Raw genomic sequence first — 23,466 nt, forward strand, 5'->3', positions numbered from 1 at the left:
CAGCGAGGCCGGGGTCTTGTCCACCGTGATGAAGTTCGAGGCATCCAGCGAGCCGAAGAACCACGCCTTCCAACTGGTGGAGCCCGCTTGCACCGCCATCGCGTAGTACTCGTTGGCGTAGCCGTTCTTGGACAGGCCCCACAGGTAGGCGATCAGGGTCAGCAGCAACAGGCCGCCGAACAGGGATCTGTCGCGAGTGATCGCGTACGCCGAGACAAGCGCACGTGGCCCCGCTCGTCGGTCGGCGGCGTGACTCCCGCCGGGGACGGATCTCGGATCGGTCAGTGTGCTCATCAATTGCTCCGCGAGTTGTCGAGAACCGCCGGGGGTTCGAAGGTGGGCAATGTGGGTGCCTCATCGTCGAAGACCCAGGCCTGGAAGAGGCTGAAGCGGACCACCGTCGCGGCCAGGTTCGCGGCCGTCAGCACGATGATCTCGACCGATTGCGCCGGCGCCGCGACGGCCGTGTGCAACAGCCACAACGACGAGGCCGTCAGGCTCCAGCCGATGAAGAACGTGAGCAGCCCGCGCAAATGGTGACGGGTGCGGTTCTCCACGCCGCGGACGCCGAAGGTGATCCGGCGGTTCAGCGCGGTGTTGCCGACAGCCGTGATCAGCAGGGCCAGCAGGTTCGCGAACTGGGCCGGCATCGCTTGCCGCAGTACGAGATAGAGCAGGATGTAGGCGAGGGTGCTGATCACGCCGACGAAGGCGAACCGCAGGATCCGCGCGGCCAGCGCCGTACGGGGATCTGCGATGCGTGGCCGGCCAAACGCCTCCCGGACGCCCTCGAGCGGGAGACTGCTGGCGGTCCGGCTGAGCCGGAGGATCCCGCGCAGGTCGTCGGTGACGGTCTTGGCGATCGCCACCCGCGAGTCGAGATCGTCGATCCAGTCCACCGGGACCTCGTGGATCCGCAGCCCCGCCCGCTCGGCCAGCACCAGCAGTTCGGTGTCGAAGAACCAACTGGTGTCCTCCACCAACGGCAGCAGCTGATGGGCCACGTCCGCGCGGATCGCCTTGAACCCGCACTGCGCGTCCGAGAAGCGGGTCCCCAAGGTTGCCCGCAGCAACAGGTTGTAGGTGCGCGAGATGAACTCCCGCTTCGGCCGCCGGACCACCCGGGAGCCGTGCACGAGCCGGGTGCCGATGGCAACGTCACTGTGGCCGGCCATCAGCGGCGCCACCAACGGCAGCAGCGCGTTCAGGTTTGTCGACAAGTCAACGTCCATGTAGGCCAGCACGTCGGCACGGCTCTCGGACCAGACCTGTTTCAGCGCCCGGCCCCGGCCGGGGAGGTCGATCCGGACGATCCGGACGCCGGGCAGTTCGGTCGAGAGCAGGGTGCCGATCTCGAACGTGGCATCGGTACTGCCGTTGTCGGCGATGCAGACCTCGGCGTCAAAAGGGAAGGCAGTGTCCAGGAAGTACCGGAGCCGCCGGATATTCGGGCCGAGGTCGTTTTCCTCATTGCGCACGGGCACGACGATCTCGACCCGAGGACGACCTGTGTTCTGCATGCCTCCGATGCTCTCCGGCGAACCTGAGGCAACCCCTCCGCTGACCTGGGAGTTCCCTGGCAGTTGCGGAGCGTGACTAGCCGGCGTACTTCAGCTGGTACGGCGTAGCCAGAGCAGACCGAGGATCGGCAGGACCAGCGGGACGAATCCGTAGCCCTGGCCGAAGTGGGACCAGACAGTCGCCTGCGGGAAGTCGTCCGGGACCGCGTAGCTGAACGCCCCGATCCCGACGACGCCGACGAGCTCGATCAGGATCGCCACCGTCGCCACCCGGCGGGAGAACCAGGTCGCCCGGGCCAGGGCGAACGTGGCAGCGCAATAGATGACCGCGGCAAGGGCCGACAGCAGGTAGGCGATCGGCGCCTCGGAGAACTGCGTCGCGATCTGTACTCCGGCGCGCGCGGTCGCCGACAACGCGAAGATCCCGTACACCAGGATCAAGATCCGGCCAGGCCCGTGCCTGGTCGCGCTGGGGTCATGCCTGGTCGCGCTGGGGCCGTTCGGGCTGGGGTCGGCCACCTCAGGCGGTCCAGATCTCGTACATCCGCAGCTCGAGCACCGGGATCACCAGGCAGGCAACCGCCAAAGCACCCGCGCCCCACCGGCTGCTCTCCGCCAGCGCCCACAGTGCACCCAGCGGCAGCACGATCAGCGAGCCGATCAGGTAGCCGATGAAAAGCACACCGGACACGTTCTGGTCCGTGTTCACCAACTGGACGATCCCGACCACGAGCTGGGCCAGCAACACCAGCTCGATGACACCGAGGGCACCCAGCAACGTCCAGTTGATCCGACGATCCAGGGCAGTCAGCACGGCCGCGTAGACCATTGCGGCCAGCGCGAGCGCGACGAGCGCCCAGGTGAGTGGTTCGAACACGAGCTAGAGGATGTCACCCGGCGTGTAGGCAGCGGCCTCGGGGTAGCGCTTGGCGAGCTGGTCGATCTTGGCAACCACCGCGTTCACCTGGGCAACGGCCGCGCCGGTGAACGACAGCGGCTCCCCCACGATCCCGACGATCTGCTGTTCGGTCAGCCCGAGCCGGCCGTCGTCGCCGAGCCGGCGGAACAGGTCGTTCTCCGTCGATCCCTTGCGCAGGTCCAGCGCCATCGCGACCGCGTGCTCCTTGATCACCTCGTGCGCGGTCTCCCGGCCGACGCCGTTCTTCACCGCCGCCATCAGCACCTTGGTGGTGGTGAGGAACGGCAGGTACCGCTCCAGCTCGCGGTCGATCACGGCCGGGTACACGCCGAACTCGTCCAGCACCGTCAAGAACGTCTCGAACAGTCCGTCCAGCGCGAAGAATGCGTCGGGCAGGGCGACCCGCCGTACGACGGAACAGAAGACGTCGCCCTCGTTCCACTGGCTCCCTGCGAGCTCGCCTGCCATCGAGGCGTAACCACGCAGGATCACCGCCAGGCCGTTCACCCGCTCACAGGACCGGGTGTTCATCTTGTGCGGCATCGCCGACGAACCGACCTGGCCCTCCTTGAAGCCCTCGGTCACCAGCTCGTTGCCGGCCATCAGCCGGATCGTGATCGCCAGACTGGACGGACCCGCCGCCAGTTGGACCAGCGCGGAGACGACCTCGTAGTCGAGCGAGCGCGGGTAGATCTGGCCGACGCTGGTCAGCACCCGGTTGAACCCGAGGTGCTGAGCCACTTCCGCCTCGAGCCCGGCGAGCAGCTTCTCGTTGCCGCCGAACAGGTCGAGCATGTCCTGCGAAGTACCGACCGGGCCCTTGATGCCGCGCAGCGGGTACCGCGCGATCAGCTCCTCCAGCCGGGTGATCGCGACCAGCAACTCATCCGCCGCCGACGCGAACCGCTTGCCGAGCGTGGTCGCCTGGGCCGCGACGTTATGTGAGCGGCCCGTCATCACCAGCGCCGCGTTCTCCGCCGCCTTCTGGCCCAGCTGGACTACGGTCGCCACCGCGCGATCGCGGACCAGTTCGAGGCTCGCGCGGATCTGGAGTTGCTCGACGTTCTCGGTCAGGTCGCGACTCGTCATCCCCTTGTGCACGTGCTCGTGCCCGGCGAGAGCGTTGAACTCCTCGATCCGAGCCTTCACGTCATGCCGCGTGACCCGCTCCCGCGCCGCGATCGACTCCAGGTCGACGTCGTTCAGCACCCGCTGGTAGTCCTCGATCACCCCGTCCGGCACCGCCACCCCGAAGTCCTTCTGCGCACTCAGCACCGCCAGCCACAGCTGTCGCTCGAGCACGATCTTGTACTCCGGCGACCACAACTGAGCCATCGACAAACTGGCATAGCGCGCAGCAAGAACATTGGGAATCCTGGGCTTACTGGGTTTCGACACCCCCCCATTGTCCCTGCTCGCCGGAATTCCGCCCTCCGCGGGTAGCTCCGAACACACCCTTGCGTCCGAAGAACCGCGGGGCAGGCCCTCCAGTTCTTCGGACGTAAGCGGTGGGTCAGACGGTGACTTCGCCGCGGGCCGCTTTCAAGGCGATGTCGGTGCGGTGTTGGGAGCCCTTGATGCGGATCTGGGCGATGCCGGCGTAGGCGCGTTGGCGGGCCTCGTCGAGGTCCTTGCCGGTGGCGGTGACTGCGAGGACGCGGCCGCCTGCGGTGACCAGTTCGCCGTTTTCGAGCGCAGTGCCGGCGTGGAAGACGCGGACGCCGCCTGCCTCGGCCTGGTCGATGCCGGTGATCGGGTCCCCGGTGCGGGGGTTGGCCGGGTACCGCTTCGAGGCGACCACGACGGCGACGGCCGAGCCGGTCTTCCAGCTGAGGGGCTCCCGGCTATCCAGTTTGCCCGTGGCCGCGGCGTACAGGAGTGCGCCGAGCGGGGTCTTGAGGAGCGGGAGCAACGCCTGCGTCTCGGGATCACCGAAGCGGCAGTTGAACTCGATCACCCGGACACCACGGGAGGTCAGTGCGAGTCCGGCGTACAGGAGGCCGCTGAACGGCGTACCGCGCTTGCGCAGCTCGTCGATGGTCGGCTGCAGGACGTTTTCGGTGATCTCCTCGACCAGGCCTTCCGGTGCCCAGGGCAACGGAGTGTACGCGCCCATGCCGCCCGTATTGGGGCCTTCGTCGTTGTCACCAAGGCGTTTGAAGTCCTGCGCGGGCTGCATCGGCAGCACCGTCCGACCGTCGGTGATCGCGAACAGCGACACCTCGGGCCCGTCCAGGAACTCCTCGATCAGTACCTGCTCGCAGCCGGCCGCGTGCTCCAACGCTTCCGCGCGGTCCGAGGTGACGACAACTCCCTTGCCTGCGGCAAGCGCATCGTCCTTGACCACATAAGGGGGGCCGAAGGCATCGATCGCCTCGGCGGCCTGTTCCGGCGTAGTACAGACGTAGGCGCGACCGGTCGGGACACTCGCGGCAGCCATCACGTCCTTGGCGAAGGCCTTCGACCCCTCGATCTGGGCCGCCTCCTTCGACGGACCGAACACGGCGATACCGGCATCACGCAACGGATCGGCCAGCCCGGCGACCAGCGGCGCCTCGGGTCCGATGACCACCAGCTCGGCGCCGAACTCGACCGCCAACGCGACCACCGCATCGTGATCCGCCATGTCCACCGGACGGCAAACGATCGTTTGCCCGTCGTACGCCGGCTGCAAGGTCGCGATCCCAGGGTTCCCCGGTGCAGCGACGACCTGCTCGACTCCCGGGTCCTGGCTGAGCGCCCAGACCAGTGCATGCTCACGGCCGCCAGTGCCGATGACTAGAACCTTCACGTCGCACGAGCCTAGTGCACACCGGAGCCCAGATTGTTTTTCGGTCGTTGTCGATCCAGGCCGCTGCGGTTCGTGTAGGGGGTAAGACAAGGTCCAACAGACGGAGGAGTTTCCATGTCCGCACCAGAGGTTCTACTGACCGGGCTCGTGATCGGAGAGTCGGCGCGGTGGCACGACGGCCGCCTGTGGTTCTCGAACTGGGGAACGCAGGAAGTCATCGCCGTGGACACCGCCGGGAAGAGCGAGGTGATGGCGACAGTCCCGACCACGATTCCGTTCTCCATCGACTGGCTGCCGGACGGGCGCCTGCTCGTGGTCTCCGGCGTGGAAGGTGACTTGTTACGTCAGGAACCCGACGGCACTCTCGCGCTGCACGCGGATCTCAGCGATACCAGTTGCAACGAGATCGTCGTCGACGGGCGCGGCAACATCTACGTCAACGGCGGCTGCGACTTCCAGCCGGCTGCCGGCGAACGGCCCGGCTTCATCCTGCTGATCACCCCCGACGGTTCGGTACGCCGGGTCGCCGACGAACTCGCCTTCCCCAATGGCATGGTGGTGACGCCCGACGACTCCACCCTCGTCGTCGTGGAGTCGTTCGCCAGCCAACTCACGGCGTACGACATCGCCGCCGATGGCACGCTCTCGAACCGCCGGGTCTGGGCCCCACGCACCGGCGACGGCATCTCCATCGACGCCGACGGCGCCATCTGGGCACCGAGCTGGGCGGGCGGCGATCCGGCCTGCCAACGCATCGCCGAAGGCGGCGAGATCCTCGACACCGTCCTGGTCGACCGGGCCTGCTTCGCCTGCGCCCTCGGCGGCGACGACGGCCGTACCCTCTTCCTCCTCACCGCCGACTGGCACATGCAAGAGCCCTTCGACGACAACCTCACCCGCCTCCTCACCGGCCCCCGAACCGGCCAACTCCTAACAACCCCAGCCCCCACCCCCAAAGCCGGCTGGCCGTAAAGGCCCTCTGCTCGCTAACGTCCGAAGAACCTTGGGCTATGACACAAGGTTCTTCGGACGTTGTGTGTTTTCAGTAGTGCCAGTAGTAGCGGGCGTTGGCGGTCCAGGTGATGGGGGTTGTGGTGTGGTTGGTGAAGGCGGGGCCTAGGCCGCGGGCGATCTCCAAGGTGCGTTGTAGTTGGAGGGCGTAGGGGTGCTGGTTGTCGTCCCACCATTGCTCGAACTGGGTTATGCAGGTCTGGTTGGTGAAGTAGGTGTTGGAGCAGGGGTGGGGTGGGGACCACTTTTGGAGGTGGCGGAAGTTGACGGTGGTGGAGCCGTTCGGGGGTTTGATGGTGCCCACAGCGTCTAGGCAGTAGCCGGTTGCGGGGATGTTCCATTTCACGTAGTGCTGTTTGCCGCCGGCTGACGGGATAGGGCTCATGCCTGCGCAGTTGGCGTCGCCGAGCTTTTCCGAGGTGACGCGCTGGATCTGGGTCAGTGGGCGGCCGGCGCCGTCGTTGTAGCCGTCGAGGAGGACCCAGTCGCCGTCGTGGATGAAGCGCTCGGCGGACTTCGGCGGCCAGGTTGCCGGGTCGCCCCAGGAGATGTCGCTGGTGGTTGCGCTCAGCGGCGTCCACGCCCACTGACCTGCCGCGGCCCCGCCCGCCCAGTACTGCCCGGCGGCCTTCTCGAACATCAGCGAGTACTGCCCGTAGTTCTCAGCCTCAGCCTGTACTGCGGACGCCCGCGCCGCGCCGGCTGGCGCAGTACTGGCGACGACCGTGAGTAGCAGCGCGGCGGCCGATGACAGGATCGCGAGTCTCTTCCCCATGGAGACCGACGCTAGCTCCACGAAGGTCCAACGGTGTCCGGGGACCGCCGGCGCGTCTAGGCTCCCGGTGAAAGCAGACTGTTTAGGACTTGAGGAGCTGTGATGCCGGAGCCTGTCACCCACACCTTGGACGTCCCCGGGGCGGTCCTGACATACGACGTAAGGGGCGACCTGGTCGAGCGGGACCAGCCGGTACTGCTGGTCATCGGGTCCCCGATGGGCGCGAGCGGCTTCCCGACCCTGGCGTCGAACTTCACCGACCGGACGGTCGTCACGTACGACCCTCGGGGGGTGGAGCGCAGCGTTCGGTCCGACGGGTCCGGGGAGTTGTCCCCGAATGACCACGCGAGCGATCTGGCCGCCTTGATCGAGGCGCTCGACCAAGGTCCGGTCGAGATCTTCGCGAGCAGCGGCGGCGCGGTGAACGCACTCGCGCTGATCGCCCAGCGACCCGATCTGGTGCACAAACTGGTCGCGCACGAACCTCCGCTGGGGACCATCCTCCCGGACCACGAGAACGCGATGGCTGCGAACGAGGACATCTACCAGACCTACCAGCGCGACGGCCTGGGCGCGGGGATGGCCAAGTTCATCGCACTCGTCAGCTTCGACGGCGAGATCCCATCCGACTACGCCGACCAGCCCGCGCCGGACCCGGCGATGTTCGGCCTGCCGGCCACGGACGACGGTTCCCGCGATGACGCCCTGCTGGGGCAGAACATCCGCGGCTGTACGTCGTACCAGCCGGACTTCGACGCGCTCGAGAAGGCGAAGGACCGGATCGTGATCGGCGTCGGCGAGGAGTCGGGGGCCCAGCTCGCCGGCCGCGGCGGGAAGGCGGTTGCCGAGCGGCTCGGGACCACGCCGGTGACCTTCCCGAGCAACCACGGCGGGTTCCTCGGGGACGAGTACGGGATGCCCGGTAAGCCGACGGAGTTCGCCGCGAAGCTGCGGGAGGTCCTGGCCGGCTGAGGATCCCCGGGCCTGGCGTGGTTCTGTGGATCTGCTTAGCTGGGGGTATGACTGACAAGCCTGAGATCGACTTTCCGGACGGCCCGCCCCCGGCGGATCTGGAGATCACCGACATCACCGAGGGCGACGGCGCCGAGGCCAAGGCCGGCTCCCGCGTGAACGTGCACTACGTAGGCGTGGCCCACTCCACCGGCGAGGAGTTCGACGCCTCCTACAACCGCGGCGCGCCGCTGGCCTTCCAGCTCGGCGTCGGCCAGGTCATCCAGGGCTGGGACACCGGTGTCCAGGGCATGAAGGTGGGCGGCCGGCGCAAGCTGGTCATCCCGCCCCACCTCGGGTACGGCGACCGCGGCGCGGGCGGCGCGATCAAGCCCGGCGAGACCCTGATCTTCGTCGTCGACCTGATCAGCGTGAGCTGACACCTTCCACCGATCAGGCCCCCGGTTGCGTCACACTGACGCTAACCGGGGGCCTTTCTTTTGCGTAGTCATACTCAAGCGCAGTACCGCCCGGGTGGGTTGGACTGGAGGTATGACGACGATGGTTGCCACCACGGTGCCCACTGAGAACAGGCGCAGGGCGCTGCAGTTCGTTGCTCTCGGCGCCAAAGCCGTGTTGTTCATGTTGTTGCTGTCGGCATTGATCTGGCCGGACCTGAGCGGGATCAAGGGCAAGGCGTCGACCGCACGCCTGATCGTCTACCCCGTCGGCGCGATGGTGCTGCCGCTGTGGTGGTGGGCCTACGGTCGCACCAGGAGCCGGCTGCACGAGCGTTTCCCCTGGCCCGCGGATCTGCTGATAACGCTGCCCTGGTTGATCGACCTGATCGGCAACCGGCTGAACCTGTTCGACACGATCAGCTGGTGGGACGACGCGATGCACTTCATCCTGTGGGGCCTGCTCACAGCCGGCGTGCTGATCGCCTTCGTTCCCCGCACTCTGTCCCGCGGTATCACCACCTTCGTCGCCCTCGGATTCGGAGCCACCGCCGCGGTGATCTGGGAACTGGGCGAGTACTACGCGTTCGTCCGTCACTCGGAAGAACTTCAAACGGCGTACACGGACACCCTCGGCGACCTCGCCCTCGGCACCCTGGGCGCCCTGCTAGCCGCCCTCATCCTCTTCCAGGTACACAGCCGACGGGCTCGATGAGCTACCCGCTCGCCTGTACTGGCCGGTGGTCACGCCGTGCTCGCGCTTGAAGGCGGACGCGAACGCGAACTCGGAGCCGTAACCAACCTGACGGGCGATCACGCTCAAGGCCGCATCCGAGGCACGGAGCAGACGCCCGGCGATGGTCATCCGCCACCAGGTCAGATAGGTCAGCGGCGGTCGGCCGACGAGCGCGGTGAACCTGCGGGAGAAGGCTGCCCTGGACAACCCGGCCACCGCGCCCAGGTCGTGCACGGTCCACGGCCGGGCGAGGTCGCTGTGGATGGCGTGTAGGGCTGCTGCGATCGCCGGATCGTTCAACGCTGCCACCCACCCAGTACCGGCCCGACTGTCGGACTGCTCCTGGAGCCAGGCCCGCAGCATCTGGAGCAACAACAGGTCGAGAAGCGCCTGTACTACGGCGTCGGTTCCTGCACCGGGTTGTTCCAACTCGGCACCGAGCATCTCCACCGCCGTGCGCAAGGCTGGATGGTGTCCGATCCGGGCGGGCAGGTAGATGACCTCGGGAAGGTCACCGAGCAACGGATGTGACCGCGTTCGATCGAACAAGTAGGCGCCACACAGCAGGACAGTCGGCGCCCCCACCGGCCCTGAGCTTGGCTGCTCGGCGGTCAACGGTGTGGAGGGGCTGTCTGCCAGCGCCAGGCTCGTGCCGTGGGGGAGAAAGACGACGTCGCCGGCAGCCAACGGTAGCGGTGGGTCATCGGGGCGGATCAGCCAGCAGGAGCCCTGCAGGACGACGTGGAATCCGGCCCCCTGGGCCGGCGGGAACAGTCGATGGAAAGGCGCGTGCCGCTCCACCCGCCCGGAGTGCGGTCGCCCGGTCCGGATCGCGGTGATCGCGTCGCTGAGCACATCCATTCAGCCAGCGTATTCGTTCCAGGCGGTCAGCAAGACGATCGCTGAGGAAACCGAGACGCAAGCAGCTGGGCCGTCTCAGCCGGCGCTCCTACGGTGGAAACATCCATCCACTGAACAGGAGTTTCGCTGTGACGATCGCTGTGTACGGCGCCAACGGCTACCAAGGCAAACTGGTTACCGCCGAGCTGGCCCGGCAGGACCTCGACCTGGTCATGGTCGGTCGAGATCTCACCCGACTGCAGGACGCCGCCAAAGCAAGCGGAGTCCCGGACACCGAACTGCGGCAGGCGGCTACCGACGATCCGACCGCCCTCGCTGCGGCCTTCCGCGGTGTCGACGTGGTGATCAACTGCGCTGGTCCGTTCACCAACTCGGGAGTGGCAGTGGTCCGCGCCGCCGTCGAAGCCGGTTGCCACTACCTCGACACTGCGGGGGAACAGCTCTACCTCCAGCGGATCTTCGACACTGTCAGTCCAGAGGCCGAGCGGGCCGGTGTGACCGTGGTGCCGGCGATGACCGATGGCGGAGTACCAGGTGACTTGATCGCACACCTGCTCGCCGAACGCCTGGGGCCACTCGAGGAACTCACGACCGCTCACCTGATCACCGGAAACGGCGAGCCTCCGTCACGCGGATCCCTGCGCAGCGGACTGGTGACGCTGGCGGATCTCAGACAAGGCGGTCTCCGCTATGCCGACGGCGTCTGGACCAGCGGTACTCCGGCGGGCCGGACCGTCATGACCTTCCCCGGCAGTGCTGAGCCGACTCCGGCGGTCACGTTCCCGCTGCCGGAGGTCGTCACCGTCCCCCGGCATGTCAGCGTTCGGCGGGTCTTGGGGGTGGTCGAGGAGTCGGTGGCAGCCCGGTTGTCCGGAGGCGTCAGTGCCGACGTGGTCGATGGCCTGCCGGAGGGACCGACTGCCGAGGGTCGGAGCAGCCAACGCTTCACGGTGCTGGTCGAGGCCGTCAGCATCACCGGGCGGCATGTTCGTGGAGTGGTGACGGGAGCCGACACCTACGGGACCACCGCCGTGATCGCCGCCGAGGGCGCCCGGCGCCTCGCCGGAACCACGACGACCCGAGGAGTCCTCGCACCAGCCCAGGCCTTCGACCCCTCCGGCTTCCTCAACTCACTCGCCCCCCACGGTGTCACCTGGACAATCACCCCAGCCTGAAAGTCATCGGCGTTCGTTGGCGCGGCCCAGGAGCCACAGTAGATAGGGGCCGCCGACGAGCGCCGTGAGCGCGCCCACCGGTATCTCCAAGGGCGGCAGCACCGTACGGGCAGCCAGATCGGCGGCCACCAGCACCACCGCTCCCGTCAACGCCGAGCAGAGCAGCGGCAGCTCGGGCCGACGGGTGAGCCTTCGGGCAAGCTGCGGCGCGGTGAGGGCGACGAACCCGATGGGACCCGCGGCGCCGGTGGCGGTAGCTGCGAGGACGACCCCGAGGACGGTCAGCCCGAGCCGTGTCCGCTGCACCCGTACTCCGAGCGCGGACGCCGTGTCATCGTTGAATCCCATCGGCCGCATCGCCCGCCCTGCCCACACCAGCGCGGGCAGACACAGCACGAGTACGACGGCCAGCGGCCCGGCCTGCTCCCAGCCTCGCCCGTTGAGACTCCCGGTGAGCCACAGCTTCAGCTGCTCGGCGGCCTCCAACTGAGTGTCGGCGAGATAGAGCTGGACGACGGCCGAGAGCGCAACTCCGATCCCGACTCCGATCAGCACGAACCGGTTCGCGTGCATCCCACGACGCCACGCGAGCACGTACACGAGCGCCGCCGCCGCGAGACCGCCCGCGACAGAGACGACCGGCATCGCCCCCGGAGAAGTCACTGCGCCGGTGGCCAAAGCGAGCACGGTCGCAGCCGCAGCCCCGTGACCGACGCCGATGACGTCCGGGCTGGCCAGCGGATTGCGCGCCACCGTCTGTACCAGCGCCCCGGCAGCGCCGAGCGCGGCTCCGACCAGCGCGCCGAGGACGATCCGCGGCAGCCGCAGCTCATTGACGACGAGGTCGTACGGCCCGCCGCCGTCGACCACGGTCCGCCATGCCGCGCGCGGCGACACGAAGCTCTGCCCGACACAGACCGCGACGCCCATCACGACAAGGAGAAGGATCAGAAGCACAACGGCGATGACGGCGGACCGTCGGTGCAGGAGGAGGGACAGGTGCGGCCGGGGCCGGAGTATGGCGATCCCGTCAGGGAGACCACGCCCGCTGGCGGCCGCCGTACGGGACCGGGTGCTCACGCGCCGGCGACCTTCCGGCGTACGAGGACTACCAGGACCGGCACGCCAACCAGCGCGGTCATGACTCCTGCGGGGACTTCTGCCGGGGCTCGGACCACGCGGCCGGCCACGTCGGCGGCCAGCAGCAGGGCGGCGCCGAGGAGAGCGGACAGCGGGAGCACCTGGCGGTTGCCCGCCGGGACGAGACGGCGAGCGAGGTGAGGTACGGCGAGCCCGACGAAGGCGATCGGCCCGGCGGCGGCCACCGCGGCCGCCGTCAGCAGGGTCGCGCCGAGGGCCGCTGACCCACGAACGAGAAGCACCCGGTGTCCGAGCGCCCGAGCCGTGTCGTCGCCGAGTTCGAGGGCGTCGAGGCCGCGGGCGCAGGCCAGCACGATCAGCGCCCCGACGACAAGGAACGGCAGCATCTTCCCCACGGTGTCGGCATCGCGCCCACTGAGCGCCCCCACCTGCCAGAAGCGGAACTGGTCCAGCGTCGCGGAGCTGGAAGTGAGGACAACAGTGGTGGCCCCGGCCGTCATCGCGGCCAGTGCAGTGCCGGCCAGAGCGAGCTTCACGGGCGAGGCGCCACCCCGTCCGCGCGAAGCGATCGCGTACACGAGCCAGGCGGCGACGACCGCACCAGCGAAGGCGTACCAGACATATCCGCTGAAGCCGTTCGCGAGCCCCAGCGCGATGGCGAACACCACGCCCGCCGCCGCGCCCTGGCTCAGCCCGAGGATGCCGGGGTCGGCGAGCGGGTTACGGGTGACGGCCTGCAGCGAGGCACCGGCGAGCCCGAGGGCGGCACCCGCGGTCAGCCCGATCTCAGTCCGCGGCACCCGCAGCGACAGCACGACCAGGGCGTCCGGTGTGGTCCCGCCGTGCAGCAGCGCGTCCAGTACGGCGGAGAGCGGAACCGGCCGGGTGCCGACGGCGAGGCTGAGCAACGCGACTGCTGCAACCACGAGGACGGCCACCGGCCAGGCGATGCTGGCGCGCCGTACGAACCACCGTCGGCGACCCGGAGCAAGTCGGCCCAACCGGGTGCTCACTTGCCGATGTGCTCGGCGAGCTGTTGTACGACGAGGCGGGCTGCGGCCGGCCCCGCGTTCAGGTACCAGGGATCGTCGTCGACCTTGACCGCGTGCCCGGTCGTGACGGCCTTCATGGACTTCCACAGCGGGCCTGCCAGCACGCTCGCCGCGTCGGTCTTGTCGGGGTCGCCCTGCACGGAATAGAAGATCCAGTCCCCGTCGGCGGTATCGATGCTCTCGGCCCCGATGTCTTCCGAGATCGCCTTGAACTGTTGGGACGACGGCCGCCCGAGTCCCATGTCCACGGCGATCGACCCAGTGAAGGACGAGACGCCGAACATCCGGGTTCGGTCGGGCGTGAACCGCAGCATGGACACGGTGACGCCACCGAGCTCCTTGCCGCGCGCGGCCGCGTCGGCGGCGATGCCATCGACCAGTTGCTTGGCCTGCTGTCCCTTGCCGACGGCGTCGCCGACGAGCAGCAGGTCGCGCTTCCAGTTGATGCCGTTGCCGGCCGTGACGACGGTCGGCGCGATCTTCGAGAGCTTGGGGTAGAGCTCGCCGAGCGAGTCGTTGGCGAGGATCAGGTCGGGCTTGGCCGCGGCGAGCGTCTCCAGGTTCGGCGCCTGTCGCGTGCCCGCATCGGTCATCTTCGCCAGCTGCGCCTTGTACTGCGGGAAGGCGGTGGCGAGGTAGTCGGGAACCAGCCCGGCGTTGGTGGCGCGAGTGGTGGCCGTCGGGACCAATCCGAGGGAGAGCAGGTCGTCCAGCTGCCCGGTGCTCAGTACCGCGATCCGCGTCGGCGCGGCTTTCAGCACGCTGCTGCCCTTGAAGTGCGTGACGGTCCGCGGGAAGGTGCCGTCCTGGGCGACGGTGGATCCCATCCCTTCGGCCAAGGCGCTCGGCGCGGCGGCGGGCCCGTCGTCAGCGTCTTTGGACGACCCGATGACCGGGTTGCGGTCTCCTCCCGCATCATTGCCTGAGGCCGGCGAGCAGCCCACCAACAGCGTTCCGACGAGCATCGCGGCCAGGGCGGCCTTCCACTTCAACACAGGCGTTGTTCCTTAGATCGGTCAGCGGTCGGCCGGGCGGCAGATGCCGTTGGCGGCCGCGCTGGCGGCGAGGGCCTTGGCGGCCGGGTTGTCCGGCGACGCCTGGCCGTTGCGGGTTGTATGGCGGCCGACCGGCACCACCATCGGACTACCGGCGACCGGGTCGGGGATGATCTTGACCGCCAGGCCGAAGACGTCCTCGACGACCTGCTCGGTGATCACCTCGCTCGGGTTGCCCTCGGCAACGATCGCGCCGTCCTTCAGGGCGATCAGGTGGTCGCCGAACCGGCAGGCCTGGTTCAGGTCGTGCAGCACCAGCACGATGGTCCGGTCGTCGCGCTTGTTCAGATCGACCAGCAGATCCAGTACTTCGAACTGGTGGGTCAGGTCGAGGAACGTCGTCGGCTCGTCCAGCAGCAGGATGTTGGTCTCCTGGGCCAGCGCCATCGCGATCCAGACCCGCTGCCGCTGGCCACCGGACAGTTCGTCGATCGGCCGGTCGGCGATCTCCAGCACATCGGTGGACGTCATCGCGTCGGCGATCGCCTCGTCGTCCGCCTTGGTCCACTGCCGGATCCAGCCCTGCCGCGGATAGCGGCCACGCCCGACCAGGTCGGCGACCGTGATCCCCTCCGGCGCGGTAGGTGACTGTGGCAACAATCCGAGCTTGGTGGCGACCTCGCGGGTCGGGATCTGCTGGATGCTCTTGCCGTCCAGCAGCACCGTGCCCCGGCTGGGCTTGAGCAGGCGGGCCAACGCCTTCAGCAGGGTCGACTTGCCGCACGCGTTCGCGCCGACGATCACGGTGATCTTGCCGACCGGGATCCGCACCGACAGGTCGTGGATGATCTCCCGCTGGTCGTAACCGACCGCGAGGTTCTCCGCCGCCAGACTGTGTTCCGTCATTTCAGCCACCACTTCCCACCCGGTTGGCCCGGGCCAGCAAGAACATCAGATACGGCGCACCCACCACGCCGGTCACCACCCCGACCGGCAACTGGGTATCCCCCAGTGCGTGCTGCGCGAGCAGGTCGGACAACGCAACCACGAGTGCGCCGATCAAGGCCGACGCGATCATCGCCGGCCCCGGCGAACGCGTCACCCAGCGCGCGATCGGCGGCGCCACGAACGCCACGAACCCAATCGGCCCGGCCGCCGCTGTGGCAACCGCCGCCAGCAGCACCGCGATCACGATCAACCCCAGCCGCGAACGCTCCACCCGCAACCCCAGCCCGTACGCCGTTTCGTCGCCGAGCTGGAGAATCCGCAACCGATGGACCAGGAGCACCATCAGCGGCGTCAGCAGGACCAAGGCGATCGTCAAGGCCCGCACCTCTGACCAGTCGACACCGTTCAGGCTGCCGGTCAGCCAGACCAGCGCCTGCTGGGCGATCTCGACCCTTGCCTTGGTCAACAAGTACGACGTGACGCTCATGGCGATCGCGCCGATCCCGATGCCGACCAGGATCAGCCGGTAGCTGGAGACCCCGCGGCGCCACGCGAGGATGTACATGCTGAACGCCGTGATCAGCGCTCCGGCGATCGCAAGACCCGACACCGCGGCCCCGGTCAGCCCGAGCGTCACGATGGCGAACACGGCGAACGCGCTCGCGCCGTACGTGACGCCGATGATGTCCGGGCTGGCCAGCGGGTTGCGGGCGATGCTCTGGAAGATCGCACCGGACAGACCGAGCGCGGCGCCGACCAGGATGCCGGTCAGGGCGCGCGGCAGGCGGAGCTGGTTCACGATGAACTCGGTCGCCTTGTCGCCCTGGCCGAACAGCGTCTTCACCACGTCGATCACCGGGATCTTGTAGTCACCCAGGGACAACGAGACGCAGAAGGTCGCGAACAGGGCGATCCCGACGATCGTGATGACGAGCACCGACCTCGCCTGGCGGACAGCCCGGGATCGCGCGATCAGCTGGGCCGGCGTACCGGCTGTGGTGGTCGCCATCAGAGGTCCGCCAGCTTGCGGCGGCGGACCAGGGCGATGAAGAAGGGCGCTCCCAGTACTGCGGTGACGATGCCGACCTGGAGTTCGCCGGGCTGCGCCACGATCCGGCCGAGCACGTCCGAGCCGAGCAGCAGGATCGGGGCCAGCACCATCGAGTACGGCAGGATCCAGCGGTAGTCGGGCCCCGTGATGAGCCGAGCGACATGCGGGATGGTGAGGCCGACGAAACCGATCGGTCCCGCGGCCGCCGTCGCCGCGCCACAGAGCAGTACGACCGTCACCGCGGTGAACAGCCGCGCCAGTCCGACGCGCTGACCGAGGGAGCGGGCCACGTCGTCGCCCAGCGAGAGGGCGTTCAGCAACCGGCCCGAGACCAGCGCGAGCACGATGCCGATCAGGATGAACGGCGCGACCTGACCCGCGATGTCCGAGCCGCGGCCCGCCAGCGAGCCGACCGACCAGAACCGGAACTGGTCGAAGGTGTCGACGTCCCCGATCAGCAGCGCGGTCGTCAGCGAACCGAACATCGCCGTCATCGCGGCCCCGGCGAGCGCCAGCTTCACGGGAGTCGCACCCTCCCGGCCAAGCGATCCCAGCGCGTAGACGGCGACCGAGGCCGCTGCCGCGCCCGCGAAGGCCAGCCAGACGTACGCCGTGAGGCTGGTCAGGCCGAACCAGTAGATGCCACCTACAACGAAGAGGGCGGCTCCCCCGTTCACGCCGAGGATGCCCGGGTCCGCCAACGGGTTGCGGGTGACGCCCTGCATCAGAGCGCCGGACAACCCGAGCGCGGCGCCGACCAGCAGGCCGATCACCGTTCGCGGAACTCGCAGTGACCGTACGATCACGTGATCGGTGTTCGCGTCGTTGTAGTGGCGGAGAGCGTCGATGACCGTCGAGAGCGGGATCTGTTTGGAGCCGACGGCGATGCTCAGCAGGCAGATCAGCAGCAGCACCGCGACGCTGACGATCAGCCCGGCGACCAAGGTGGCCCGGCGGGTACGCGGGCGCCGCCGCGGGGCGTCGACGGTGGCGGAATCCGGCGGCGGCGCGGCTGTGGTCGGCAAGGCGGGCGGCGGGGGCATTGGACTTTGGGATCCTCTTAGGTAAGGCTAACCTCTAGACGCCTCAGAATAGCCCGATCGCTCACCGGGCCGCATCTGAACCCCTGCATCTCGGTTGGAGAAGCTCGCATGACCACAGTGCTCGAACGCCCGATCGCGTTCGACTCCGTCCTGGCCACGGTGGCGGCCGTCGACGACGTCAGCCCGCATCTGCGCCGGGTGACCTTCGTCGCCCCCCGGATCGCCGAGGTGGTGACCGCCGGGCCGGACCAGCGGATCAAGATCCTGTTCTCGCCGCCCGACGGCAGCGAACTGCGGTTGCCGACCGGCGACGACTGGTATGCCGAGTGGTGCGCGACCCAGGTGGAGCAGCGCTTCATCATGCGGACGTACACGATCCGCGCGCTCCGCCCGGAGGTGGCCGAGCTCGACATCGAGTTCGTCCTGCACGGGGTGAACGGTCCCGCCTCGGCCTGGGTGAGCGAGGCGCAGCCGGGTGAGACGGTCGGACTGATTCTGCCGTTCGCCGTGGACACCACCAGCACCAAGGGCCTGCTGCAGTCCGGCGTCGACTACGTGCCGCCGGCAACGAGTGTCCACCGCGTCCTGGTCGCCGACGAGACCGCGTTGCCCGCACTGGCCGGGATCCTCGAGCAGCTGCCGCCCGCAGTACGGGCGACTGTTTTCGTCGAGGTGCCTGACGTTCGGGACATCCGGCCACTGCCGACCCCCGGCGAAGCCGACATCACCTGGATCGCCCAGGCCGGCGGTCCGGACGATGCGCCGCAATCGTTGCTAGAGGCCCTTAAGTCGTCGAGTCTCCCGTTCGATGTCGACTACGCCTGGGTCGCGGGTGAGTCCGCGATGATCAAGCAGGTCCGCCGGCACCTCGTCAACGCGGTCGGTCTGCCGAAGTCGACCATCTCCTTCCAGGGCTACTGGAAGCGCGGCGAACCCCAGGTCTGAACCAGTTGGTCCCGTAGGGCGAACTTCTGGATCTTGCCCGAGGCCGTGAGCGGGAACTCGTCGACGAAGCGCCAGATCCGCGGCGCCTTGTGCGAGGCGAGCTGCGCGCGAACGTAGCCGAGCAGCTCTTGTTCGTCGGGTGTCGCGCCCGGCGCTGTTCGGACGAAAGCAGCGACCTGTTCTCCCCAGACAGGGTCGGGCACCCCCACCACGGCGACGTCGGCGACGGCTGGATGGTCGGCGAGCAACTGCTCGATCTCACGCGGATAGATGTTCTCGCCGCCGCGGATGATCAGCTCCTTGAGCCGGCCCTCGATCCGGCAGTACCCCCGTTCGTCCATGCTCGCCAGGTCACCGGTATGCAGCCAGCCGTCCTCGTCGATGGCCGCGGAGGTCTGCACGGGATCGTCGAAGTACCCGGCCATCACGTGGTAGCCGCGGGTGCACAGCTCGCCGATCTCACCAGGCCGGGCCAGGTCCTCGCCGGCCGGTCGGACGATCTTCACCTCGGCACCGGGGAGCGGTCGTCCGATCGTCTCCGCCCTATCCTCTGGCGAGTCGTCCAACTCGGTCATGGTGATGACCGGCGAGGCCTCCGTCTGGGCATAGACGATGGCCATCGGGACCCCGAGGACCTCTTCGATCCGCCGTACGAGGTGAGGCGCGACCGTGGCACCTCCCGACAAGGCGTAGCGCACGGAGGACAGGTCCGTGCCGGCGAAGGCCGGGTGCGCGAGCATGCCGAGCAGCATCGTGGGCACGCCACAGAGCTGGGCTGCCCGTTCAGACTCGGTCAGCTGCAACTGCAACGCAGGGTCGAAGCCGGGCAGAAGCACCTGGGTGCCCAGGCTGGCCAATGGCGCGAGGGTCCCCTGCACACATCCCGCCGTGTGGAACAACGGCATCGGATTGATGAAGACCTCGCCAGGCTGCATGTCGAAGGCGCGGACATAGGACAACCTCGCGTTGTTGGTGATGCCACGATGACGCAGTACTGCGCCCTTCGGCCTTCCTGTGGTCCCCGAGGTGTACTGGATCTGCGCGGGATCCTCCGGTCGTACGTCGGGGAGCTTCTCGGTCGGAGAACCACTTTCGCGGAACTCCGCCCAGTCCTCGAGGTGCACCACCGTCCGCAGCTCGGGAAGGTCGGACCGGATCCCCTCGAGGGTCTCGATCAGCGAATTGCCGCGGTACTCGCGGACCAGGAAGACGCCGGCAGAGCGGGACTGCCCGAGCACATGGCGGATCTCCTGGCTCCGCAACGCCTGGTTGACGGTGACGAGCGTCAACCCGGACAACGCCGCGGCCATCTCGAGCAGCACCCACTCGGGGATGTTGTTCGCCCAGACCGCCACCCGCTCACCGGGCGCGAAGCGGCCGAGCAGAGCGCGGGCGACTTGCTCGGATTCCGCCAGCAGTTCGGAGTACCGCCAGCGCCGGCGGGCCGCGGGGTCGGGGAGTCCCTCGACCAGGGCGACATCGGAGGGAGCCTGCTCGGCCGCCGCCCGCAGCAGCGACCCGACGGTTTCGTCCCGGACGAGTCCACCGGCCGTCGCCTCGGTGGACTGGTAGGCGCCCATCACACTGCCCGCCCATCGATCCACAGCGGCTCGAGCGGCGGCTGTCCGGTCACCCAGTAGGAGTCCAGGTCGTCCGCGGACCAGCCGCGCTCGGTCAGGATCTCCTCGTCCGTGACCATCCGCCCGGTGCACGTCCGGGGCTCACTGGTCAGGATCTCCAATGCGGCGTCGACATAGATCTCCGGACGCCGCCATTGGGCCGGCTCTCCCATCTTGTCGCGACCCCAGTTCCGGGTCGCCGCAGTGTCGATCGGTGCCGCCGGCCACAAGGCGTTGGCGGCGATGTTGTCGTGCTCGTGCTCGGCGGCGATGCCGACCATCAGCCGGCTCATCCCCATCTTCGTCGTCATGTACGCCGCCTTTCCGGGCGAGGCTGTCGTCGTGATCGAAGGACTGTTGGTGAGCAGGTGGCCCCACCCCTGGCGGACCATGTGCGGGAGCGCGTAGTACGCGGCGAGGTAGGCCGCGCGGACGTTGACCTGCCAGATCAGGTCGTACCGTTTGGGCGGGGTGTCGATCACGCGTTCCCACCACAGCGCGCCGGCGTTGCTGATGACGATGTCCGCCCGGCCGAACTCAGCCACGGTCCGTTGGATCAGCCTCTCGACCTCCGCTTCCTTGCGGACATCCGTCTTGACCGCGAGTGCGCGTCCACCGAGAGACCGCACCTCCGCCGTGACGGAGTAGATGGTGCCGGGCAGCCGAGGGTCCTCGGTCTCGCTCTTGCCTGCCACCACTACATCGGCCCCGGCAGCCGAGAGCGCAAGAACCAGCGCCCGTCCGATCCCCCGGCTTCCGCCGGTCACGACGGCGACCCGTCCGGTGAGTTCGCCCCTGTGGTCTCTCATCAGAAATGACTCTCCAACCAGACGAGGGAAGCTGTTAGCAGCCTCGATCCAGGCTGTCTCCCCGGCAATGTGGGAGCGGATCGAGATCGACGCCCGATTTTGTCCGTGGCGACAACCGTCGACTCCTGACCTGCGGGTTTACGCTGCAGAGATGGGCGCACAAGCACCAGCCGGGGATGAGCTGTCAGAGCTCGGCTACCAGATGCTCGATCGGCTCGACTCGGTGGTCGAGGCCATGTGCCGGCTCGTCTACCGGGAGCTCCCGTTCTACTCCGAGGGCGACGTGACCGACGTCGACCTGCGCCGTTCGGTCCACGACAACCTCGTGCCCGTCCTGCAGAGTCTGAGCACCTCGACACCGCTCAATCTCGAAGTCGCCCGCGCCACCGGCCGGGAACGCGCCGAACAGAGCGCGCCGTTGCCCGAAGTACTCCGCGCCTTCCGGATCGGCTTCGAACACCTCTGGCATGACCTGGTGGAGACGGCACGGGCGACCGGCACAGTCGACGACACGATCCTGGTCGATGCAGCGACCACGGTCTGGCGCCTCGCCGGTGAGTGCACCGACGCACTGGCCATCGCCTACCGGTCGACCTCGACGGAACTCGCGGTCCGGCTCGAACACCGCCGGCTCGCACTGCTCGACGCGCTCTTCCTCGGCTCAGCCACCGACACGACGACGCTGTGGGAGATCGCCGAGACCCTCGGGGTCCCGCTCACCGGCCGGTTCCTGATCGTCGTCACCACCTCGGCCGAGCCGTCCGCGGACCTCGACGCCCGCCTGGGGCGGCATGGTGTTCACACGACCTGGCGCTGGCGACCCGATGCCCTGACCGGCCTGCTGTCAGCGGGCCCGGGTACTGCGGAGTCCGTCGTACTGGCCGATCTCGAGAGTGGGGCCGCTCATGACCTCGGCGTCAGCGGACTGTTCGAGCATCTACGCGACGCTCCGCAAGCACTGCACGACGCCCGGATCGCCCTGACCACTCTCACCCATCAGGGCCGGAAGGTGGTCCAGTACGACACCAGTCCGCTGGCGATGCTCGTCAGCGCCGCTCCCGCCGAGGCCGGGCGGGTCACCACCGCGGTGTTCGGTGGCTTGCTCGCCCTCGGCGTTCACGAGCGCGCCACGCTGCTCGGGACCTTGCGGAGCTGGTGTGCGAACGAGGGATCAACCGATCGCACCGCCCTGCAGTTGCACTGTCACAGCAACACGATCCGCTACCGGCTCCGCCGAATCGAGACCCTCACCGAACGCTCCCTGCGGAACCCACAAGATCTCGCCGAGATCGTCACGGCCCTCAACGCCCTCCGCGTCTCACCACCGGGCCCCGGCTCCTGATCCGTTGCGTCCGAAGAACTGGAGAGACGTCCCTCCAGTTCTTCGGACGTAAGCGACTTACTAGGAGGGGTTTTCGGCGTGGGTGAGGGTTTCCCAAGCCACGAAGAGGTTGTTGGAGCCGGCCGGGCGGCGGGACTCCGTCAGGGCCTGGGTGTTGGCCATCGCGTAGCCGAGGCGGGTGTGCATCGCGTTGTAGCCGACCTCGGTGATCGGGCCCAGACCGCGGGTCACGCTGCCGCCGCAGAGCCAGGACGGGACCGTTTCGAGGTTGCGCTCCCAGCGGGACTGGAAGCCGAGCGCCTGGCGCAGCCGCTCACCGAACTCTGGGTAGAGGTCGATGCCCTGGATCCGGGACGTCTCCAGCACGTGGCCGATCGCGGAGATGCCGTACCCGGTGTGCACGAAGTCACGGCAGGTCTCCTGGGTCAGGCCGGTGACGAAGGTGCTCTGGCCCTGCCAGTAGGCGACGATCTTGGCGGTGGTGTTGAGGTTCTGGCTCGGCTTGGTCTTCGGTAGTGCGCCATCCGACTCCAGGTAGACGAAGGCGGGCACCCGGACCCGGTACAGCGAGATCGCCTTGTCGTAGACCGTCTTGTCCTCGAGGAACACCGCGATCCCCTGGATCGCCTCGGTCATGCTCAACTCCCAGTTGCCGTTGGAGTTCGAGCCGTTGATGATCTCCGGCAGGTAGACGTTGCGCAGCATGGTGCCGAACCGGCCGGAGTTCGGCCAGTTGCCGTAGACATGCTTGATGATCTCGGCCGCCTTCGGCCACGACGATCCGGCCCACGCGGTCTGCAGCGGCGCGTTGCTGTTGGTGTGGTCCTGCAGCGTCGCGGACCAGGCGTCCATCAGCTGGATCGCCTTCTGCGCATAGCGATCGTCCCGGGTGACGTACCAGATCAAAGCGTCCGTGTACGCCGCGATCGCGTCCTCGCGCTCGTTCGTGCAGCCGTAGTTCGGGTTCGAGTACGAGCCGCACTCGACCACCGCACGAGGCGTCGGGGTCCGGGTCAGCGATCCGTAGTTGCTGTTCTTCGCCTGGTTGTACGCGTTGGTCCACGGCTGCGCGCCGGCCTGGACCTTCGCGCGGACGAAGTCGAGTTGCTGGCGGCTGACGCCGACACCGGGATGGGTGAAGGTGCCGGGTGCCTGGACGGCCGTCGGCGCCTGGGCAGCGGGTTCGGCCTTCGGAGCGGCGAGCGCGGGGCTGCTCAGGGTCCCGGCCACGATGGCCGCGCAGGCAGCGGTGATCAGTGCTTTCTTTCGCATGGCGGTGTCCTGTTCTTGGGGGCGGTCGGACCCGCGATATCCCCCGCTTACCGCAGGGTCCTTTCGGAAGTTTGACGACAGAGTGTGAACAC

Annotated in this window: 23 protein-coding genes and 1 pseudogene; 7 read left to right on the forward strand and 17 right to left on the reverse strand. The window is 68.2% G+C overall.

The genetic code is table 11. The features are described from left to right. The 6 genes and pseudogenes from VFG33_RS37240 to purD form a co-directional block, all read right to left on the reverse strand. A pseudogene (locus VFG33_RS37240) lies at positions 1–294 on the reverse strand (glycosyl transferase); the annotation flags it as partial. Further along, complete coding sequence (locus VFG33_RS37245; protein WP_325057733.1) at positions 294–1,520, reverse strand: bifunctional glycosyltransferase family 2/GtrA family protein; 1,227 nt, start codon at positions 1,518–1,520, stop codon at positions 294–296. The pseudogene VFG33_RS37240 and the gene VFG33_RS37245, both read right to left, overlap by 1 nt. 90 nt (positions 1,521–1,610) lie before the next feature. Then, the gene (locus tag VFG33_RS37250) at positions 1,611–2,039 is read right to left on the reverse strand and encodes a hypothetical protein (RefSeq protein ID WP_325057734.1); all 429 of its coding nucleotides are present in this window, start codon (positions 2,037–2,039) and stop codon (positions 1,611–1,613) included. 1 nt (position 2,040) lies between these two features. Beyond that, a complete protein-coding gene (locus tag VFG33_RS37255; RefSeq protein WP_325057735.1) occupies positions 2,041–2,397 on the reverse strand; it encodes a hypothetical protein in 357 nt (118 codons plus the stop codon). Between the two features lie 3 nt (positions 2,398–2,400). Then, a complete protein-coding gene (gene purB / locus VFG33_RS37260; protein WP_325057736.1) occupies positions 2,401–3,837 on the reverse strand; it encodes an adenylosuccinate lyase in 1,437 nt (478 codons plus the stop codon). Between the two features lie 115 nt (positions 3,838–3,952). Further along, positions 3,953–5,230, reverse strand: coding sequence for a phosphoribosylamine--glycine ligase (purD, locus tag VFG33_RS37265; protein WP_325057737.1), 1,278 nt, complete (start codon positions 5,228–5,230; stop codon positions 3,953–3,955). Between the two features lie 114 nt (positions 5,231–5,344). Between purD and VFG33_RS37270 the strand changes: the two genes are divergently transcribed. Continuing rightward, the gene (locus VFG33_RS37270) at positions 5,345–6,202 is read left to right on the forward strand and encodes an SMP-30/gluconolactonase/LRE family protein (protein WP_325057738.1); all 858 of its coding nucleotides are present in this window, start codon (positions 5,345–5,347) and stop codon (positions 6,200–6,202) included. 70 nt (positions 6,203–6,272) lie between these two features. Here the strand turns inward: VFG33_RS37270 and VFG33_RS37275 are convergent, their stop codons facing one another. Further along, a complete protein-coding gene (locus VFG33_RS37275; RefSeq protein WP_325057739.1) occupies positions 6,273–7,016 on the reverse strand; it encodes a hypothetical protein in 744 nt (247 codons plus the stop codon). A gap of 102 nt (positions 7,017–7,118) precedes the next feature. Here VFG33_RS37275 and VFG33_RS37280 point away from each other — a divergent pair, with 102 nt between their 5' ends. The 3 genes from VFG33_RS37280 (at position 7,119) to VFG33_RS37290 (ending at position 9,140) form a co-directional block, all read left to right on the forward strand. Then, complete coding sequence (locus VFG33_RS37280) at positions 7,119–7,988, forward strand: alpha/beta fold hydrolase (protein ID WP_325057740.1); 870 nt, start codon at positions 7,119–7,121, stop codon at positions 7,986–7,988. A 47-nt stretch (positions 7,989–8,035) separates the two neighbouring features. Next, positions 8,036–8,407: an FKBP-type peptidyl-prolyl cis-trans isomerase gene (locus VFG33_RS37285; protein WP_325057741.1), complete on the forward strand. Its 372-nt coding sequence runs from the start codon at positions 8,036–8,038 to the stop codon at positions 8,405–8,407. A gap of 112 nt (positions 8,408–8,519) precedes the next feature. After that, entirely contained in the window at positions 8,520–9,140 is a 621-nt protein-coding gene (locus tag VFG33_RS37290) for a DUF2238 domain-containing protein (RefSeq protein WP_325057742.1), read from the forward strand. Here the strand turns inward: VFG33_RS37290 and VFG33_RS37295 are convergent. Further along, positions 9,093–10,022: an AraC family transcriptional regulator gene (locus tag VFG33_RS37295; RefSeq protein WP_325057743.1), complete on the reverse strand. Its 930-nt coding sequence runs from the start codon at positions 10,020–10,022 to the stop codon at positions 9,093–9,095. The genes VFG33_RS37290 and VFG33_RS37295 overlap by 48 nt on opposite strands. Before the next feature lie 128 nt (positions 10,023–10,150). Between VFG33_RS37295 and VFG33_RS37300 the strand changes: the two genes are divergently transcribed. Next, positions 10,151–11,197 carry a saccharopine dehydrogenase family protein gene (locus VFG33_RS37300; RefSeq protein ID WP_325057744.1) on the forward strand — a complete coding sequence of 349 codons (1,047 nt, stop codon included), beginning with the start codon at positions 10,151–10,153 and terminating at the stop codon, positions 11,195–11,197. Positions 11,198–11,200: 3 nt separating this feature from the next. On the opposite strand, the gene VFG33_RS37305 is transcribed toward VFG33_RS37300, so the two are convergent. From VFG33_RS37305 to VFG33_RS37330, 6 genes are read right to left on the reverse strand one after another with little or no spacing between them, the layout of a single operon-like run. Beyond that, a complete protein-coding gene (locus VFG33_RS37305; RefSeq protein ID WP_325057745.1) occupies positions 11,201–12,277 on the reverse strand; it encodes a FecCD family ABC transporter permease in 1,077 nt (358 codons plus the stop codon). Then, entirely contained in the window at positions 12,274–13,311 is a 1,038-nt protein-coding gene (locus tag VFG33_RS37310) for a FecCD family ABC transporter permease (protein WP_325057746.1), read from the reverse strand. Before VFG33_RS37310 ends, VFG33_RS37305 begins: the two co-directional genes overlap by 4 nt. Further along, positions 13,308–14,345 (reverse strand): iron-siderophore ABC transporter substrate-binding protein, encoded by a 1,038-nt coding sequence (locus VFG33_RS37315; protein WP_325057747.1) that lies wholly within the window; start codon positions 14,343–14,345, stop codon positions 13,308–13,310. Before VFG33_RS37315 ends, VFG33_RS37310 begins: the two co-directional genes overlap by 4 nt. A gap of 21 nt (positions 14,346–14,366) precedes the next feature. Further along, positions 14,367–15,251: an ABC transporter ATP-binding protein gene (locus VFG33_RS37320; protein ID WP_325057748.1), complete on the reverse strand. Its 885-nt coding sequence runs from the start codon at positions 15,249–15,251 to the stop codon at positions 14,367–14,369. Between the two features lies 1 nt (position 15,252). Beyond that, entirely contained in the window at positions 15,253–16,302 is a 1,050-nt protein-coding gene (locus VFG33_RS37325; protein ID WP_325057749.1) for a FecCD family ABC transporter permease, read from the reverse strand. Beyond that, on the reverse strand, positions 16,302–17,387 hold the full coding sequence (locus tag VFG33_RS37330; RefSeq protein ID WP_325057750.1) for a FecCD family ABC transporter permease: 1,086 nt from the start codon (positions 17,385–17,387) through the stop codon (positions 16,302–16,304). The genes VFG33_RS37325 and VFG33_RS37330 overlap by 1 nt, the downstream gene beginning before the upstream one ends. A gap of 108 nt (positions 17,388–17,495) precedes the next feature. Here VFG33_RS37330 and VFG33_RS37335 point away from each other — a divergent pair, with 108 nt between their 5' ends. Beyond that, on the forward strand, positions 17,496–18,332 hold the full coding sequence (locus tag VFG33_RS37335) for a siderophore-interacting protein (RefSeq protein ID WP_325057751.1): 837 nt from the start codon (positions 17,496–17,498) through the stop codon (positions 18,330–18,332). Here VFG33_RS37335 and VFG33_RS37340 read toward each other — a convergent pair. Beyond that, positions 18,302–19,936: an AMP-binding protein gene (locus tag VFG33_RS37340; RefSeq protein ID WP_325057752.1), complete on the reverse strand. Its 1,635-nt coding sequence runs from the start codon at positions 19,934–19,936 to the stop codon at positions 18,302–18,304. The genes VFG33_RS37335 and VFG33_RS37340 overlap by 31 nt on opposite strands. Next, positions 19,912–20,760 carry an SDR family oxidoreductase gene (locus tag VFG33_RS37345; protein ID WP_325057753.1) on the reverse strand — a complete coding sequence of 283 codons (849 nt, stop codon included), beginning with the start codon at positions 20,758–20,760 and terminating at the stop codon, positions 19,912–19,914. Before VFG33_RS37345 ends, VFG33_RS37340 begins: the two co-directional genes overlap by 25 nt. Before the next feature lie 151 nt (positions 20,761–20,911). Between VFG33_RS37345 and VFG33_RS37350 the strand changes: the two genes are divergently transcribed. After that, positions 20,912–22,102 carry a PucR family transcriptional regulator gene (locus tag VFG33_RS37350; RefSeq protein ID WP_325057754.1) on the forward strand — a complete coding sequence of 397 codons (1,191 nt, stop codon included), beginning with the start codon at positions 20,912–20,914 and terminating at the stop codon, positions 22,100–22,102. Between the two features lie 60 nt (positions 22,103–22,162). On the opposite strand, the gene VFG33_RS37355 is transcribed toward VFG33_RS37350, so the two are convergent. Then, entirely contained in the window at positions 22,163–23,374 is a 1,212-nt protein-coding gene (locus VFG33_RS37355) for an alginate lyase family protein (protein ID WP_325057755.1), read from the reverse strand. Positions 23,375–23,466 lie beyond the last annotated feature (92 nt).

This window comes from Kribbella sp. (assembly GCF_035687465.1).
In the GTDB taxonomy this organism is placed as follows: Bacteria; Actinomycetota; Actinomycetes; order Propionibacteriales; family Kribbellaceae; genus Kribbella.

Coding starts and splice junctions, on each gene's coding strand:
- VFG33_RS37245 (WP_325057733.1), bottom strand. CDS start 1,520: ATGCAGAACACAGGTCGTCCTCGGGTCGAGATCGTCGTGCCCGTGCGC.
- VFG33_RS37270 (WP_325057738.1), top strand. CDS start 5,345: ATGTCCGCACCAGAGGTTCTACTGACCGGGCTCGTGATCGGAGAGTCG.
- VFG33_RS37275 (WP_325057739.1), bottom strand. CDS start 7,016: ATGGGGAAGAGACTCGCGATCCTGTCATCGGCCGCCGCGCTGCTACTC.
- VFG33_RS37280 (WP_325057740.1), top strand. CDS start 7,119: ATGCCGGAGCCTGTCACCCACACCTTGGACGTCCCCGGGGCGGTCCTG.
- VFG33_RS37285 (WP_325057741.1), top strand. CDS start 8,036: ATGACTGACAAGCCTGAGATCGACTTTCCGGACGGCCCGCCCCCGGCG.
- VFG33_RS37290 (WP_325057742.1), top strand. CDS start 8,520: ATGACGACGATGGTTGCCACCACGGTGCCCACTGAGAACAGGCGCAGG.
- VFG33_RS37295 (WP_325057743.1), bottom strand. CDS start 10,022: ATGGATGTGCTCAGCGACGCGATCACCGCGATCCGGACCGGGCGACCG.
- VFG33_RS37320 (WP_325057748.1), bottom strand. CDS start 15,251: ATGACGGAACACAGTCTGGCGGCGGAGAACCTCGCGGTCGGTTACGAC.
- VFG33_RS37325 (WP_325057749.1), bottom strand. CDS start 16,302: ATGGCGACCACCACAGCCGGTACGCCGGCCCAGCTGATCGCGCGATCC.
- VFG33_RS37330 (WP_325057750.1), bottom strand. CDS start 17,387: ATGCCCCCGCCGCCCGCCTTGCCGACCACAGCCGCGCCGCCGCCGGAT.
- VFG33_RS37335 (WP_325057751.1), top strand. CDS start 17,496: ATGACCACAGTGCTCGAACGCCCGATCGCGTTCGACTCCGTCCTGGCC.
- VFG33_RS37345 (WP_325057753.1), bottom strand. CDS start 20,760: ATGAGAGACCACAGGGGCGAACTCACCGGACGGGTCGCCGTCGTGACC.
- VFG33_RS37350 (WP_325057754.1), top strand. CDS start 20,912: ATGGGCGCACAAGCACCAGCCGGGGATGAGCTGTCAGAGCTCGGCTAC.
- VFG33_RS37355 (WP_325057755.1), bottom strand. CDS start 23,374: ATGCGAAAGAAAGCACTGATCACCGCTGCCTGCGCGGCCATCGTGGCC.